Origin of the sequence: Methylobacterium sp. 17Sr1-1 (assembly GCF_003173775.1) — a bacterium.
In the GTDB taxonomy this organism is placed as follows: Bacteria; Pseudomonadota; Alphaproteobacteria; order Rhizobiales; family Beijerinckiaceae; genus Methylobacterium.
On sequence record NZ_CP029552.1, the window covers coordinates 2376745 to 2391160 of the forward strand.

Consider the following 14416-nt stretch of genomic DNA (forward strand, 5'->3'; position numbering starts at 1 on the left):
CGCCCGGTGCCAAAGGAGTCACCGGTTCGGGGACTCACATGATGCAAAACCAAGACGTGAGCAGAGTTGCACCGGGCAACTCCGCTGAGCGAGTGTCGGGTTCCGCCGCAACGGCGGGTGGCTCACGCGTGGGAGACGGCCGCCAGGCGCTCCAGGACCGCCCGCGCCGCGCCGGTGTCGATCGCCTGGGCGGCGCGCGTCACGCCGTCCTGCAGGCTGTCGACGCGCCCGGCGACCATCAGGGCCGCCGCGGCGTTGAGCACGCCGATGTCGCGGTAGGGCGTGCGGGCGCCGTCGAGCACGTCGCGGAGCGCCCCGGCATTGTGCGCCGGGTCGCCGCCGCGCAGTTCCTCGGGTTGGGCGAGGCGCAGGCCCAGCTCCCGCGGATCGATGGTGAAGCGGCGGATCGCGCCGTCCTCCAGCGCCACCACGGCGGTCGGGCCGGTGGTGGTGATCTCGTCGAGACCGTCCGAGCCGTGCACGGTCCAGACCCGGCGGCTGCCGAGCTCGGCCAGCACCCGGGTCATCGGCTCGGCGAGCGAGGCCGCGTAGACGCCCAGCAGCTGCGCCGAGACCCCGGCCGGGTTGCAGAGCGGTCCCAGCACGTTGAACAGCGTCCGCGTGCCGATCTCGACCCGCACCGGCGCGACGTGGCGCATCGAGGCGTGGTGGGACTGGGCGAACATGAAGCACAGGCCCGCTTGGGCGAGGCAGCGGGCGAGGTGGTCGGGGGCGAGGCCGATGCCGACGCCCAGCGCCGAGAGCACGTCGGCGGCGCCGGAGCGCGACGAGGCGGCGCGGTTGCCGTGCTTGGCCACCGGCACGCCGCAGGCGGCGGTGACGATCGCCGCCAGCGTCGAGACGTTGTAGCTGCCCGAATGGTCGCCGCCGGTGCCGACGATGTCGATCGCTCCGTCGGGCGCCGCGACGCGGGTCATGCGCTCGCGCAGCGCCCCGGCCGCACCGGTGATCTCGTCCAGAGCCTCGCCGCGGACGTGCAAAGCCATCAGGAAGGCGCCGGCCTGGGCGTGCGTCACCTCGCCGGAGAGCAGGTGGTCGAAGGCGCGGCGGGCCTCCTCGCGCGTCAGCGCGGCGCCCGTGGCGACCTTCGCCAGGTAGGGCTTGAACGAGTCCATGACGAGTACGGGCCTGATCTCAGCGCGGGCTTACGCGCCCGACCCCGTCAATGCACATCTGGGCCGCGCTTGTCACCCCGGGGCTTCACATTCGGAGCCTTGGCATTCCAGGCCGCGGCGAGGTCGAGGAAATTGCGCACCATGGTCTCTCCGTGCTGCGACAGGATGCTCTCGGGGTGGAACTGCACCCCGTGCACCGGCCGCTCCGCGTGCTCCAGCGCCATGATGAGGCCGTCGGCCTCCGCCGTCACCACGAGGTCCTGCGGGCAGGTCGCCCGCTCGACGATCAGCGAGTGGTAGCGCGTCGCCGCGAACGGGCCGTTGATGCCGCGAAACAGCCCGGTCGCCCGGTGCTGGACCTGCGAGACCTTGCCGTGCATCGGCGCCGGCGCCCGCACCACGTCGCCGCCGAAGGCCTGGCCGATCGCCTGGAGGCCGAGGCAGACGCCGAGCATCGGGATCTCGTCGCTCAAATCCCGCACCACGTCGAGGCATACGCCCGCCTCGCTCGGCGTGCAGGGCCCGGGCGAGAGCACCAGGGCGTCGGGCGCGCGGCGGCGGATCTCCTCGACGGTGATCGCGTCGTTGCGCACCACCTCGACCGAACCGGCGAGCGGGCCGATCAAGTGGACGAGGTTCCAGGTGAAGGAATCGTAGTTGTCGATGACCAGGATGTCGGACATGGGGCGCCTCTTAGCCGCGCGGTGTGGGGCTTGGGGCGGCGGGAGGTCAAGGGGCAGTTCGCGCCGCCTCCGGCCCAGGGCGACATGAAAAACCCGCCCATCCCTTGCGGGACAGGCGGGTGAAGTCGAGGGTCCGTCCGTGGTGGAGGGAGTCTGCTATTCCCGCTCGCCGGTGAGGCTCAGCAGCATCTGGAACAGGTTGATGAAGTTCAGGTAGAGCGACAGGGCCCCGAACACCGCGAGCTTGGAATTGGCTTCCTCGCCCCAGTTCTCGGCGTATTGCTCCTTGATCGACTGCGTGTCGTAGGCGGTGAGCCCGGTGAAGATCACGACGCCGATGAGCGAGATGGCGAATTGCAGCGCGCTCGACGCCAGGAAGATGTTGACCAGGCTGGCGATGACGAGGCCGATCAGGCCCATCACCAGGAACGAGCCCATCCGCGACAGGTCGCGCTTGGTGGTGTAGCCGTAGAGGCTCGTCGCCCCGAACATCGCCGCGGTGATGAAGAAGGTGCGGGCGATGCTGGTGCCGGTGAAGACCAGGAAGATCGAGGCCAGCGACAGCCCCATCACTCCGCAGAAGGTCCAGAACAGGGTGTGGGCGGTGGCGGCCGAGATCCGGTCGGCGCGGAACGACAGCACCATGATGAAGGCGAGGGGCGCCAGCATCACGACGTATTTCAGCGGCGTGCCGAAGAGCGGCTTGTAGAGCGCCGGGGTCGAGGACACGCCGAGGGCGACCAGGCCGGTCAGGGCCAGGCCGAGGCCCATCGTGTTGTAGACCCGCAGCATGTGCCGCCGCAGGCCCTCGTCGAAGACCGCACCGGCGGGGGCCGCGTGGGTCTGCCAGGCGTAGGGGGTGTTCATCGGGGAGAGTGCTCCGGGATGGTGGCGGGTGACGTCAGTGGTGCAAAGCCGCCAGGGTGGCGGCGGCGCGGCCGAGATCGGGCTCGTTCCCCGAGCCGCTGAGCGCGTAGGCGCCGCGTCCGACCTTCCAGTAGACCGTGACGGCCTCCGGCGAGCGGACGATGGCGGGGGCGCTCGCCTCCGCATCCGCGCTGCGGGTGGCGAAGAGCGCGACCTTGCCGAGGGTGCCGGCATCGATCGCGACCTCGACGCCCGCACCGCTGCGCGAGGGGAAGATCTGCATGTCGTCGACGCGCCAGTCCGACGGCAGGTCGGGCAGGGCGATACCGGTCGCCGCCTCCACCTCGCGCCGGTCATAGGCCGGGGTCGGGCGCTGCGAGGTCACCCGGGCGCGGACCAGGGCGGCCTGGCGGGCCTGGAGCGCCTCCTCGACGAAGGCCGGCGAGTGCGTCGACGCGATGGTGTTCTGCACGCCGAAATCGCCGGTCTCGTTGTGAAGGAGCCAGCCGGTCCCGACCAGCATGGCGATCACCGCGGCGCGCTGGAGCCGCGCGCCGATGCGGCGCCAGGTCAGCGCCCGGTCGAGGCGGCGGGCCGCGGAAGCGAGGCGCTCGGGGGCCGGGCCGGGCCGCACGGCCACGCCCTCGACCGGCCCGAACGCGGCGCGCAGCGCATCGCGGGTGTGGAGGTCGGCCATCACCCGGGCCGCCACCTCCGGCCGCGCCGCCAGGTGCTCCTCGACCTCGATCCGTCGGCCGAGATCGAGCTGGCCGTCGATATAGGCGTTCAGGTCGGCCTCGGTGATCGGATCCATGGTCGCCTCCGGTGACTGCTCGCCACGCATCACGACGCCCTCGCGGTGTTGCCGTCTTGGAGGCTACCTTGGACCACGCGCAGGCGCGGTCGCTCCGGCGCGTCCTCCGGGGCCGGCAGGCGCGAGCCGGCGCCGCTCTCGATGGTGCGCAGGGCGGCCCGGGCCCGCCCGAGGCGCGACATCAGCGTGCCGATCGGGATGCCGAGCACGTCGGCGGCCTCCTGGTAGGCCAGCCCTTCAATGGTCACGAGGTGCAGGGCCTCGCGCTGCTCCGCCGGCAGGCGCTGGAACGCCTCGCGCACCTGGGCGAGGCGCACGTGCCCTTCTTGCGCCGGCGGCGTCGCCTCCTCGACGATGTGGCCGAGGGCGTCGGCGTAGCGCGCCTCGACCTTCCGGCGGCGCTGGTCGTCGATGAAGGCGTTGTGCAGCACCGTCATCAGCCAGGTGCGCAGGTTGGTCCCCGGGCGCAGGGTGCCCTGGCGCTCGAGGGCGCGCACGAGGGTGTCGTGCACGAGGTCGTCGGCCTGCGCGGGATCGCGCGTCAGGGACCGGGCGTAGCGCCGGAGCGGCACCAGAAGGTCGAGGACGTCGGGGCGCTTGCGAAGCATCATACCGGGTAAACGTCCGGCGGCCGGTTCCTAATCCCTCCGCGTTCCGCCGCGCGGTGCCCTCACCGCGTCGCGCCCGTTCACATCCGCGTGATCGCGAGGGGAGGGAGGGCCGGAACGACGAGGGGCCCGCAACGGGGCCCCTCGCTCACATCCGGATCGGGTGTCGGCTCAGTGCGACAGGATCCGCGACAGGAAGGTCTGGGCGCGCTCGCTGCGGGGGCTGCCGAAGAAGTCCTCCTTCTGCGCGTCCTCGACGATCTCGCCCTTGTCCATGAAGATCACCCGGTGCGCGACCTTGCGGGCGAAGCCCATCTCGTGGGTCACGACCATCATGGTCATGCCCTCGCGGGCGAGCTCGACCATCACGTCCAGCACCTCGCCGACCATCTCGGGGTCCAGCGCCGAGGTCGGCTCGTCGAACAGCATCACGATCGGGTTCATGGCGAGCGCCCGGGCGATGGCGACGCGCTGCTGCTGGCCGCCGGAGAGCTGGCCCGGATACTTGTGGGCGTGGGCCTTGAGGCCGACCCGCTCCAGGAGAGCGAGGCCCTTGGCCTGCGCCTCGTCCTTCGACCGGCCGAGCACCTTGCGCTGGGCGAGGTTCAGGTTGTCGGTGATCGACAGGTGCGGAAAGAGCTCGAAGTGCTGGAACACCATGCCGACCCGCGAGCGGAGCTTGGGCAGGTTGGTCTTCTTGTTGGCGATCTGCGTCCCGTCGACGGTGATCTGGCCCTTCTGGAACGGCTCGAGGGCGTTGACGCACTTGATCAGCGTCGACTTGCCGGAGCCCGAGGGGCCGCAGACCACCACCACCTCGCCCTTGCGGATCGCCGTGGTGCAGTCCGTCAGCACCTGGAAGTCGCCGTACCACTTCGAGACGCCCTCGATGGTGATCATCGGCGCGCCGGTCGCCGCCACCGGCGGCGGATCGGTGAGCAGGGTGCCGACGGGGCCGGAGGCCGGCGCCGCCGCGGACGTGGCCTGCGGCTCCGACGCGGGGCTGACGGGCGGCATCGCGGAAGAGGTCATGGCGGCAAACCCTATCGGATGATGGCGACCCGGCGCTGCAGGCGGCGCACCAGGAGCGAGGCGATGAAGCAGACGGCGAAGTAGACGACCGCCGCGAACAGGTACATCTCGACGAGGCGGCCGTCGCGCTGCGCCACCTTGGACGCCGCGCCGAGGAAGTCGGTGATCGAGAGGACGTAGACCAGCGAGGTGTCCTGGAACAGCACGATGGTCTGGGTCAGCAGCACCGGCAGCATGTTGCGGAAGGCCTGGGGCAGGATGACGTTGCTCATCGATTGCCAGTAGGTGAGGCCGAGCGCGGAGGCCGCCGCCGCCTGTCCCTTCGGGATCGACTGGATGCCCGCCCGCATGATCTCGGAGAAGTAGGCCGCCTCGAACAGCGTGAAGGTGATGAGCGAGGACGAGAAGGCGCCGACCTGGATCGGCCGCTCGGCCCCGATGATCCACTGCCCGATATACGGCACCAGGAAGTAGAACCAGAAGATCACCAGCACCAGCGGCAGCGAGCGCATGAAGTTGACGTAGGCCTTGGCGACCTGCGGCAGCACCGGCAGGCCGGAGAGCCGCATCATGGCGATCAGCGTGCCGAGGATCACGCCGCCGACCGCCGCCAAGGCGGTCAGCGTCAGCGTGAACGTCATCCCGTCGAAGAACAGGTAGCGCCAGGAATTGAGGATGACGCCGAAGTCGAAATTCGAGAACATCGCAGGATCTTGCCCGAGCTTGAGGGGATCAGCGGCCCGGCACCGCGACGCGGCGCTCGATCAGCCCGGCAGCGGTCACCACCAGCAGGTTGATGAGGATGTAGATGATCGTCGCGGCGGTGAAGGCCTCGAAGACCTGGAACGAGAATTCCTGCATCGCGCGAGCCCGGGCGGTCAGCTCCAGGAGCCCGATGGTCAGCGCCACCGACGTGTTCTTCAGGTTGTTGAGGAACTCGGAGGTCAGCGGCGGCAGGATGATGCGGTAGGCGTTGGGCAGGAGCACGTAGCGGTAGGTCTGGGCGGTGGTGAGCCCGAGCGCCGTGCCGGCCATGCGCTGGCCCCGCGGCAGGGCCTGGATGCCGGCCCGCACCTGCTCGGCGACGCGCGAGGCGGTGAAGAAGCCGAGGCAGACCACCGCGGTGTAGAACGGCGCGTTCGGCAGCTGCTTCAGCCAGGTGCCCCAGGATTCCGGCAGCACCTCGGGCAGCACGAAGAACCACAGGAACATCTGCACGAGGAGCGGGATGTTGCGGAAGAGCTCGACATAGGCGTTGCCGACAGCTTGCGCGCCGCGGCTCGGCAGGGTGCGCAGCACGCCGATCACCGAGCCGACCGCGAAGGCGATGACCCAGGCGCAGAGCGCCGTGACGATGGTCCAGACCAGACCCGACAGCAGCATGTCGGCGTAGGTGCCGGTCCCCTCGGGCGACGCCTCGAAGAAGATGCCCCAGTTCCAGTTGTAGTTCATGCCCTGTCTTCCGGGTGCGTTCGGCCGAGTCTGTTCGGCTTGGTCGAGGCGATCTCTGCGGCGATGGTATACGGTTTTCCGGCCCGGGCGAGGGTGGGCGCGGTCGAGGCACAGGGAAAAAGTGCCGGGGGACGAGGATTCGGGGAGGCGCCGCCCCGTGATCGGGGCGGCGCCCGGCGTCAGGTCAGTAGGCGGCCGGGTCCGGGCTGTCGCTCGGCTTGGCGAAGGCGCTCTTCAGCGCGTCGCTCATCGGCAGGTTCAGGTTGATGTCCCGCGGCGGAATCGGCTTCATGAACCACTTGTCGTAGGTCACTTTAGCCTCGGGGCTCTTGTAGAAGGCGGCGGTGGCGGCGTCCGCGACCTTCTTGAACGGCGCGTCGTCCTTGCGCAGCATGATGCCGTAGGGCTCGGGCTTCGACAGGGCGTCGGTCGAGATCACGTAGGCGCCCGGCTCCTTCGAGCCGGCGGCGAGCGAGGCGAGCAGCACGTCGTCCATCACGAAGGCGGCGGCGCGACCGGTCTCGACCATCAGGAACGCCTCGGCGTGGTCCTTGGCCGGCAGGATCGTGATGCCGAGCTTCTTCTCGGCATTGTACTCGTTGATCATCTTGATGTTCGTGGTGCCCGAGGTCGACACGACGGTCTTGCCCTTCAGGTCCTCGAACTTCGTCAGGCCGCTCGACTTCTTGGTGACGAAGCGGTTGGCGGTGAGGAAGTGGGTGTTGGTGAAGGCGACCTGCTTCTGCCGGTCGGCGTTGTTGGTGGTCGAGCCGCACTCGAGATCCACGGTGCCGTTGGCGATCAGCGGGATGCGCGTCGCCGAGGTCACCGGGTTGAGCTTGACCTCGAGCTTGTCGAGCTTCAGCTCGGACTTCACCGCGTCGACGATCTTGTAGCAGATGTCCATCGCGAAGCCGACCGGCTTCTGGTTGTTGTCGAGGTAGGAGAACGGCACCGACGCGTCGCGGGTGCCCAGCGTGATCTGCCCGGTCTCCTTGATCTTCTTCAGCGTCCCGGTCAGGTCTTGTGCAGAGGCGGTACCTTGGGCCGAAGCGGCGCCGGCGGAGGCCGCCAGGCCGGCGAGCAGGACAGGAAGCAGGCTTCTCAAACGCATTCGTGCTCTCCTTTTGGGCACAGACCTAGTCCGTCACGGCGTTGTTGGCGTCAAGGGCTGGCCTGGGGATGAACGGGGCGCCCGGACGGGGCCGAATTGCGCAGGCTGGAGGTTGTGCCCGCTTCGCCCTGGCAAGGCGCGGGCCAACCGTGGCCGCTCTCCGGCATGGCGTCGTCCTGGCAGTCCTTCGCGACGGGCTGTTGCACCCTGGAGCCGCCCGCGCGACGATGCCGCCGCCGAGGACGAGGGCCTTCGCGGCTCGACTCTTGCCCGGCACCCGTGACGCCCCCGCGACGACGGACCGACGAGACCGATGCAGATCGCCACCCCCTACCTGATGTTCCTCGGCGACGTGCCCGACCGGCTCGCCGCCAAGACCGCCTACGGCATCGTCGACTGGCGGCCCGAATGGTGCGTCGGGCAACTGCGCCTGCCCGGTTGCGCCGCCGATCTCGGCATCCCGGACCTGACGATCGCGGACGGCGTCGCCAAGGGCGCCCGCACGCTGATCGTCGGCGTGGTCAATGCCGGCGGCGTGCTGCCGCCGCACTGGGTCGCCACCATCGTCGCGGCGCTGGAGGCCGGTCTCGACGTGGCGAGCGGCCTGCACACCCGCCTCGGCTCGGTGCCGGAGATCGCCGAGGCCGCCTCCCGCCACGGGCGCCAGCTCCACGACGTGCGCCATTCCGACCAGCGCTTCGACACCGGCAAGGGCACGCGGCGTCCGGGCCGGCGGCTCCTCACCGTCGGCACCGACTGCTCGGTGGGCAAGAAGTACACCGTTCTGGCGCTCGAGAAGGGCATGCGGGACCGCGGCCTCGACGCCGATTTCCGCGCCACCGGCCAGACCGGGGTGTTCATCTCCGGCCGCGGCGTCGCCATCGACGCGGTGGTGGCCGACTTCATCTCCGGCGCCGTCGAGTGGATCGCGCCGGCCGCCGCGCCGAACCACTGGGACCTGATCGAGGGCCAGGGCTCGCTGTTCCACCCGAGCTTCGCCGGCGTCAGCCTCGGCCTGCTGCACGGGGCGCAGGCCGACGCCTTCGTGGTCTGCCACGAGCCGACCCGCACGACGATGCGCGGGGTCAAGCACCCGCTGCCGACCATTCAGCAGGTGATCGACCTCACGGTGCAGCTCGGCCGGCTCACCAACCCGGACATCCGGCCGGCCGGCATCGCGGTCAACACCCAGGCCCTGGCGGAGGGGGAGGCGCGGGCGCTCCTCGACACGCTCGCCGCCGAGCACGGCCTGCCGGCGACCGATCCGGTGCGGTTCGGGGTCGAGGGGCTGGTCGACCGCCTCGTGTCGGAGTTCCCGGCGTGATCCGGCTCGCGACCGCCGTTGAGCGCTGGCCGATCGCCGGCACCTTCACCATCTCGCGCGGCAGCCGGACGGAGGCCGTGGTGGTGACCGCCACGGTCACCGACGGCACCGTCACCGGCCGGGGCGAGTGCGTTCCTTATGCCCGCTACGGCGAGACCGTGGAGGGCGTGCGCGACCTGATCGACCGGCAGGCCGAGGCGCTGGCCTCCGGCCTCACCCGGCGGGAGCTCGCCGGCCGGATGCCGGCGGGCGCCGCCCGCAACGCCCTCGATTGCGCCCTGTGGGATTTCGAGGCCAAACGCGCCGGACGGCCCGCCCACGCGCTCGCCGGGATCCCGGCGCCGGTGCCGGTCACGACCTGCTACACGCTGAGCCTCGGCAGCCCCGAGGAGATGGCGGCGGCGGCCCATGTGGCGGCGGCCCGCCCGCTCCTGAAGGTGAAGCTCGGCGGCGCCGGCGACCCGGAGCGGATCGCGGCGGTGCGACGGGGCGCGCCGGCTTCGCGCCTCGTGGTCGACGCCAACGAGGCGTGGTCGGCCGAGACGCTGGAGGCCAACCTCGCGGCCTGCGCGGCGGCCGGCGTCGAGCTGATCGAGCAGCCCTTGCCGGCGGGCGACGACGGGCTGCTCGCCCGGATCGCCCGGCCGATCCCGATCTGCGCCGACGAGAGCCTGCACGGCGACGTCGACCTCGACGCCCTCAGGGATCGCTACGACGCAATCAACATCAAGCTCGACAAGGCCGGCGGCCTCACCGAGGCGTTGCGGCTGGCGGAAGCCGCGAAGGCGCGGGGGCTGTCGATCATGGTCGGCTGCATGCTCGGCACGTCGCTCGCCATGGCGCCGGCGATGCTGCTCTCCGGCTTCGCCGACTTCGTCGACCTCGACGGCCCGCTGCTGCTGGCCCGCGACCGCGAGCCCGGATTGTCGTTCGAGGGCAGCCTGATCCACCCGCCGGAGCCGGCGCTTTGGGGATGAGCGACCTTTGGGCAGGCCCGGCGCGCTTGCGCCGGGCCGGCAAAGGGTGCTCTCTGACGGCCAGGGACCGGGAACGGGTCCCGCCTCCGGGAGAGACGAGAACGCCATGATCCTGGTCAGCGTGATGTATCCGGGCGGCGCCGACGCCCAGTCCTTCGACCTCGATTACTACCTCAAGCACCATATGCCGCTGGTGCGCGAGCGCTGGTCCCCGATGGGCCTGGAGAAGGCCGAGGTGGTCAGGGCGAGCGGCACGCCCGACGGCAGCCCGGCGCCGTTCCAGGTGATCGCGCTCCTAACCTTCCGCTCCCTCGACGATTTCAAGCAGGCGGGCGCGGCCCACGGCAAGGAGATCTTCGGGGACATCCCGAACTTCTTCAAGGGCCAGCCGGTCGTGCAGATCAACGAGCCGCAGAGCTTCTGAGGCTGTGGAGCCGTGTTCGATCGCCCTACGATCGAACACGGCTCCAGACCATCAATCCCGCTGCGTCGTCTGCGCCGAGCCGGCATCCCCTTCTTCGAAAATGCTCGAACGATGATCGACATCGTCAAGGTCCTGCGCGAGCAGCACCCGGATCTCGGCCCCTACGTCCTGGCCCTGCGCGAGCGGTCCGGGCTGGTCGCGCCGGACGACCCCGACGCGCTCGCGTCGGAGGTGCGGGACTGGGCCGCGACGGAGGCGCCGAGTACCGCGTTCAGCCGGCGCGAGGTGACCTACGCGCCGTTCCCAGGCTGGCCGGAGGAGACCCGCACCCTGGGTGTCGTCGCCTTCGGCAGCGCCGCGGACCTCGCCCGCTTCGCGACGCGCTGGACCTGAGGGTCCGGCATCACCGGCCCCGCACGGCGACGTCGCGCGGGACCACGGGGCCGGAGGCGAGGCGGGCGCTCACGGTCAGCCCGAGATCGATGCAGAGCACCAGCAGGATGCCGGCGAGCAGCGCGATGACGGTCGCCTGGGCGCGGGGGCCGAACCCGGCCACCGCGGGGCGGGGCGCCTCCGTTGCGGCCCAGTCTTGCACCACCGGCGGGGGCGGCACCCCGGGCTCCGCCTCGACGGGGTCCTCCGGGGCGGACACCGCCGCATCCGTGAAGCCGAACCGGGGCCGGTAGCCGCCGACCGGCACGGTGATGCGCACGTCCAGCCCCTCCGGGTGCTGGGCATAGGCGTCGTCCAGCGCCCGCCGCAGGCGCCCGGCCTCGACGCGCACGCTGGGATCGAGGCTCGGGTCGAAGTCGGGGTTCCGGCCGAGGGCCTGGGTGGCGATGGTATAGGCCTTGATGGTCGCGCCGTGCCCGGCCAGTTCCTCCTCCACGACGAAGCGCAGGAAGCGCGCGAGCTTCGGCGAGCGCAGGAAGGGTGGCGCACGCAGAAGGATCTCCAGGGTCTCGACCACGCGGCCGACCGGAACTTCCTCCTCGGTCTCGAACATCGAATGGCCTTCCCGGCGCGGCCGAAGACGCGCTCCGACCCGTCGCATCCCGCCACCAGGGGTAGCCGGACCCACAGAACTCCCATTGAGTATAGGGATGGAGCTGTCAGATGTTAGCCCCTGTATTCCGGGAAGGCGAGCCGTCCTGGGGATAGACAGCGAGGGGAGCTCCGCGAGGGCTCAGTCGCAGCGGGGCGGGAAGGGCACGGTGAAGACCAGGTCCCGCGCCTCGTCGCGTACCTCGACGCGCCAGGCGCGCCAGTCGATCCGCGTCGCCTCCGGGCCGTTCATCGCATCGGCGATCAGGATCCGCGCCTGGCTGTGCGCCTCGCCGAGGTCGCGGCAATCGAGCCCGGCCTCGTCCGGCACGCTCCGTGTCGAGTCCATGATATCGAAGAAGTAGCGCGGCACGGCTGATCGGACTCGAAGTGCTAACATGACACGGATAAGAAAAATCACCGCTTTGCCGGTCGCCAGGCGGAGGCCGCACAGCAATTGCGATGACCACTTGTTAGTTCACAGTTCAGAAACGGAGGGAGCCGGCCAAAGTTCCGCTTGCGACATGCGGCGAGGCATAAGCCTTTCGGTCTAGTAATTTGCCCAGTAAAGGACTATGTCGCTGGCTGCTTGCCACCCGAGGGTTGTCGATTCGTCCCGGGACCGCGCGGGGGCATCAATGGATCTCCCGCTCGGCGGCACCGCGCCAGGCGGGCTGCCGGTCGTGGACCGTCAGGGTGTCGCGGGAGGGCGACCGGCCCGCCTCCAGGAGAGTGGAGCGCAGGCCCGTCCCCAGGGCGCGCCCGGCCTCCGCCACGGCGGCCTCGATCACCCGGGCGCGCATCTCGCCGGGCAGCGCGTCGAGGACCGGCCCGGCGATCTGCCCGAGCGCAGCGTCCTTGAGCACTGGAGTCGCCTGTGCCGTCCGGGCGGGGGCGGGCGCCTCGCCGAGGCGCAGCGGCGACAGGTAGTAGATCGCGCCGATCACCAGCCCGGCCCGCAGCCAGAAGGCCATCCCGTTCCCCCGCTCACCCCGACGACGGCGCCACTCTGGGCGGCAATCGTGAAGCGTTTGCCGACCGGAGCGGCCGATCTGCCGACATGCCTAACGGCCCCCGCGACGGCCCTTGCGCGGACCCCGATCCTGTTCGCAACCCGCGCGGGGGGCTTCAATTTTTCTGAGCATCCTGCTCAAGCGATTTGATCTTTTCGACAAGGGCGGCCTCCGCCTAGAATCCTGGCCACGTCAAGCCGCCCCCCTCACGGCTCCAGAACAACGATCGGGACCCAATGCCGACCGATATCGAGATCGCCCGCGCAGCCACCCTGCAGCCGATCACCGCGATTGCGGAGCGCCTCGGCATCCCCGACGAGGCCCTGCACCCCTACGGCCGGCATATCGCCAAGATCGACCACGCCCATATCCGGAGCCTCGACGCGCGACCGGAGGGCAAGCTGATCCTGGTGACGGCGATCAGCCCGACCCCGGCCGGCGAGGGCAAGACCACCACCACGGTAGGCCTCGGCGACGCCCTCAACCGCATCGGCCGCAAGACGGTGATCTGCCTGCGCGAGCCCTCGCTCGGGCCCTGCTTCGGCCAGAAGGGCGGGGCGGCCGGCGGCGGAAAGGCGCAGGTGGTGCCGATGGAGGCGATCAACCTCCATTTCACCGGCGATTTCCACGCCATCACCTCGGCCCACAGCCTCGCGGCGGCGCTGATCGACAACCACGTCTACTGGGGCAACCCGCTCGGCATCGACCTGCGCCGGGTGGCGTTCCGGCGCGTCGTCGACATGAACGACCGGGCCCTGCGCAGCATCACCCAGAGCCTCGGCGGCGTCGCGAACGGCTACCCGCGCGAGGACGGATTCGACATCACGGTGGCCTCCGAGGTGATGGCGGTGTTCTGCCTCGCCCGCGACCTTCCCGACCTCGAGGCCCGCCTCGGTCGGATCGTCGTGGCGGAGACCCGCGACCGCAGGCCCGTGACGCTCGCCGACCTCAAGGCCACCGGCGCGATGACGGTGCTGCTGAAGGACGCGCTGCAGCCGAACCTCGTCCAGACCCTCGAGGGCAGCCCGGCCCTGATCCATGGCGGCCCCTTCGCCAACATCGCCCATGGCTGCAACTCGGTGATCGCGACCCGGGCGGGCCTCAGGCTCGGCGACTACGTGGTGACGGAGGCCGGCTTCGGCGCCGATCTCGGGGCGGAAAAATTCTTCGACATCAAGTGCCGGCAGGCGGGGTTGAGCCCCTCCGCGGTGGTGATCGTCGCCACCGTGCGCGCCCTCAAGATGCATGGCGGCGTCGCCAAGTCCGAGCTCGGCGCGGAGAACGTCCCGGCCCTGGAGCGGGGTTTTGCCAACCTTGCCCGCCACGTCGAGAACGTGCGCCGCTTCGGCGCGCCGGTGGTGGTGGCGGTCAACCACTTCCACGCCGATACGGAGGCCGAGCACGCGGCCCTCAAGGCGCTCTGCCGCGACCGCCTCGACGTCGAGGCGATCACCTGCCGGCACTGGGCCGAGGGCGGCGCCGGGGCCGAGGGCCTGGCCCACGCCGTCGCCAACCTCGCCGATGCCGGCCCGGCTTCCGCGCCGCGCTTCGTCTACCCGGACGCGATGCCGCTCGAGGACAAGATCCGCACGGTGGCGCAGACGCTCTACGGCGCCGCCGACATCCAGGTGGAATCGAAGGCGGCGGGGAAGCTCGCGGCGTTCGAGCAGGCCGGCCACGGCGGCCTTCCGGTCTGCATGGCCAAGACCCAGTACTCGTTCTCGACCGACCCGACCCTGATGGGCGCGCCGAGCGGCCACGTGGTGGCGGTGCGCGACGTGCGCCTCTCGGCCGGGGCCGGCTTCGTGGTGGCGATCTGCGGGGAGATCATGACCATGCCGGGCCTGCCGAAGGTGCCGGCGGCGGAAGGCATCCACCTCGACCCCGAGGGACGCATCGAGGGGCTGTTCTGAGCCCGAAGACCTCCG

Annotated in this window: 17 protein-coding genes; 5 read left to right on the top strand and 12 right to left on the bottom strand. The window is 70.6% G+C overall.

Going from position 1 to position 14416, the window contains the following annotated elements:
- Nucleotides 1-122: 122 nt before the first annotated feature.
- From trpD to DK412_RS10775, 9 genes are all read right to left on the bottom strand, one after another.
- Entirely contained in the window at nucleotides 123-1136 is a 1014-nt protein-coding gene (gene trpD / locus DK412_RS10735; RefSeq protein WP_109971948.1) for an anthranilate phosphoribosyltransferase, read from the bottom strand.
- 47 nt (nucleotides 1137-1183) lie between these two features.
- Complete coding sequence (locus tag DK412_RS10740) at nucleotides 1184-1819, bottom strand: aminodeoxychorismate/anthranilate synthase component II (RefSeq protein WP_109971949.1); 636 nt, start codon at nucleotides 1817-1819, stop codon at nucleotides 1184-1186.
- Nucleotides 1820-1975: 156 nt separating this feature from the next.
- Nucleotides 1976-2686 (bottom strand): Bax inhibitor-1/YccA family protein, encoded by a 711-nt coding sequence (locus tag DK412_RS10745; RefSeq protein ID WP_099954738.1) that lies wholly within the window; start codon nucleotides 2684-2686, stop codon nucleotides 1976-1978.
- 34 nt (nucleotides 2687-2720) lie between these two features.
- Nucleotides 2721-3500 (bottom strand): zf-HC2 domain-containing protein, encoded by a 780-nt coding sequence (locus tag DK412_RS10750; RefSeq protein ID WP_109971950.1) that lies wholly within the window; start codon nucleotides 3498-3500, stop codon nucleotides 2721-2723.
- 29 nt (nucleotides 3501-3529) lie between these two features.
- Nucleotides 3530-4111 carry a sigma-70 family RNA polymerase sigma factor gene (locus tag DK412_RS10755; protein WP_109971951.1) on the bottom strand — a complete coding sequence of 194 codons (582 nt, stop codon included), beginning with the start codon at nucleotides 4109-4111 and terminating at the stop codon, nucleotides 3530-3532.
- A gap of 168 nt (nucleotides 4112-4279) precedes the next feature.
- Complete coding sequence (locus tag DK412_RS10760; protein ID WP_109975188.1) at nucleotides 4280-5008, bottom strand: amino acid ABC transporter ATP-binding protein; 729 nt, start codon at nucleotides 5006-5008, stop codon at nucleotides 4280-4282.
- A 143-nt stretch (nucleotides 5009-5151) separates the two neighbouring features.
- Nucleotides 5152-5844 (bottom strand): ABC transporter permease subunit, encoded by a 693-nt coding sequence (locus tag DK412_RS10765; protein WP_093567525.1) that lies wholly within the window; start codon nucleotides 5842-5844, stop codon nucleotides 5152-5154.
- 28 nt (nucleotides 5845-5872) lie between these two features.
- Nucleotides 5873-6592, bottom strand: coding sequence for an amino acid ABC transporter permease (locus tag DK412_RS10770; protein ID WP_109971952.1), 720 nt, complete (start codon nucleotides 6590-6592; stop codon nucleotides 5873-5875).
- A 184-nt stretch (nucleotides 6593-6776) separates the two neighbouring features.
- Nucleotides 6777-7706 (bottom strand): amino acid ABC transporter substrate-binding protein, encoded by a 930-nt coding sequence (locus tag DK412_RS10775; RefSeq protein ID WP_109971953.1) that lies wholly within the window; start codon nucleotides 7704-7706, stop codon nucleotides 6777-6779.
- Nucleotides 7707-8019: 313 nt separating this feature from the next.
- Between DK412_RS10775 and dgcN the strand changes: the two genes are divergently transcribed.
- From dgcN to DK412_RS10795, 4 genes are all read left to right on the top strand, one after another.
- A complete protein-coding gene (dgcN, locus tag DK412_RS10780; protein WP_109971954.1) occupies nucleotides 8020-9030 on the top strand; it encodes an N-acetyltransferase DgcN in 1011 nt (336 codons plus the stop codon).
- Complete coding sequence (gene dgcA / locus DK412_RS10785) at nucleotides 9027-10007, top strand: N-acetyl-D-Glu racemase DgcA (RefSeq protein WP_109971955.1); 981 nt, start codon at nucleotides 9027-9029, stop codon at nucleotides 10005-10007. The genes dgcN and dgcA overlap by 4 nt, the downstream gene beginning before the upstream one ends.
- Nucleotides 10008-10113: 106 nt before the next feature.
- Nucleotides 10114-10431 carry an EthD family reductase gene (locus DK412_RS10790; RefSeq protein WP_109971956.1) on the top strand — a complete coding sequence of 106 codons (318 nt, stop codon included), beginning with the start codon at nucleotides 10114-10116 and terminating at the stop codon, nucleotides 10429-10431.
- Between the two features lie 111 nt (nucleotides 10432-10542).
- The gene (locus tag DK412_RS10795; protein ID WP_109971957.1) at nucleotides 10543-10824 is read left to right on the top strand and encodes a hypothetical protein; all 282 of its coding nucleotides are present in this window, start codon (nucleotides 10543-10545) and stop codon (nucleotides 10822-10824) included.
- A gap of 10 nt (nucleotides 10825-10834) precedes the next feature.
- Here DK412_RS10795 and DK412_RS30140 read toward each other — a convergent pair whose 3' ends face one another.
- From DK412_RS30140 to DK412_RS10815, 3 genes are all read right to left on the bottom strand, one after another.
- Entirely contained in the window at nucleotides 10835-11437 is a 603-nt protein-coding gene (locus tag DK412_RS30140; protein WP_162596173.1) for a hypothetical protein, read from the bottom strand.
- A 180-nt stretch (nucleotides 11438-11617) separates the two neighbouring features.
- The gene (locus DK412_RS10810; protein ID WP_109971959.1) at nucleotides 11618-11848 is read right to left on the bottom strand and encodes a hypothetical protein; all 231 of its coding nucleotides are present in this window, start codon (nucleotides 11846-11848) and stop codon (nucleotides 11618-11620) included.
- A 262-nt stretch (nucleotides 11849-12110) separates the two neighbouring features.
- The gene (locus DK412_RS10815; RefSeq protein WP_109971960.1) at nucleotides 12111-12449 is read right to left on the bottom strand and encodes a hypothetical protein; all 339 of its coding nucleotides are present in this window, start codon (nucleotides 12447-12449) and stop codon (nucleotides 12111-12113) included.
- 275 nt (nucleotides 12450-12724) lie between these two features.
- Here DK412_RS10815 and DK412_RS10820 point away from each other — a divergent pair, with 275 nt between their 5' ends.
- Nucleotides 12725-14401 (top strand): formate--tetrahydrofolate ligase, encoded by a 1677-nt coding sequence (locus tag DK412_RS10820; protein WP_109971961.1) that lies wholly within the window; start codon nucleotides 12725-12727, stop codon nucleotides 14399-14401.
- Nucleotides 14402-14416 lie beyond the last annotated feature (15 nt).

Coding starts and splice junctions, on each gene's coding strand:
- DK412_RS10740 (WP_109971949.1), bottom strand. CDS start 1,819: ATGTCCGACATCCTGGTCATCGACAACTACGATTCCTTCACCTGGAAC.
- DK412_RS10750 (WP_109971950.1), bottom strand. CDS start 3,500: ATGGATCCGATCACCGAGGCCGACCTGAACGCCTATATCGACGGCCAG.
- DK412_RS10765 (WP_093567525.1), bottom strand. CDS start 5,844: ATGTTCTCGAATTTCGACTTCGGCGTCATCCTCAATTCCTGGCGCTAC.
- DK412_RS10815 (WP_109971960.1), bottom strand. CDS start 12,449: ATGGCCTTCTGGCTGCGGGCCGGGCTGGTGATCGGCGCGATCTACTAC.
- DK412_RS10820 (WP_109971961.1), top strand. CDS start 12,725: ATGCCGACCGATATCGAGATCGCCCGCGCAGCCACCCTGCAGCCGATC.
- DK412_RS10795 (WP_109971957.1), top strand. CDS start 10,543: ATGATCGACATCGTCAAGGTCCTGCGCGAGCAGCACCCGGATCTCGGC.
- DK412_RS10755 (WP_109971951.1), bottom strand. CDS start 4,111: ATGATGCTTCGCAAGCGCCCCGACGTCCTCGACCTTCTGGTGCCGCTC.
- DK412_RS10745 (WP_099954738.1), bottom strand. CDS start 2,686: ATGAACACCCCCTACGCCTGGCAGACCCACGCGGCCCCCGCCGGTGCG.
- DK412_RS10790 (WP_109971956.1), top strand. CDS start 10,114: ATGATCCTGGTCAGCGTGATGTATCCGGGCGGCGCCGACGCCCAGTCC.
- trpD (WP_109971948.1), bottom strand. CDS start 1,136: ATGGACTCGTTCAAGCCCTACCTGGCGAAGGTCGCCACGGGCGCCGCG.
- DK412_RS30140 (WP_162596173.1), bottom strand. CDS start 11,437: ATGTTCGAGACCGAGGAGGAAGTTCCGGTCGGCCGCGTGGTCGAGACC.
- DK412_RS10775 (WP_109971953.1), bottom strand. CDS start 7,706: ATGCGTTTGAGAAGCCTGCTTCCTGTCCTGCTCGCCGGCCTGGCGGCC.
- DK412_RS10770 (WP_109971952.1), bottom strand. CDS start 6,592: ATGAACTACAACTGGAACTGGGGCATCTTCTTCGAGGCGTCGCCCGAG.
- DK412_RS10760 (WP_109975188.1), bottom strand. CDS start 5,008: ATGATCACCATCGAGGGCGTCTCGAAGTGGTACGGCGACTTCCAGGTG.
- dgcN (WP_109971954.1), top strand. CDS start 8,020: ATGCAGATCGCCACCCCCTACCTGATGTTCCTCGGCGACGTGCCCGAC.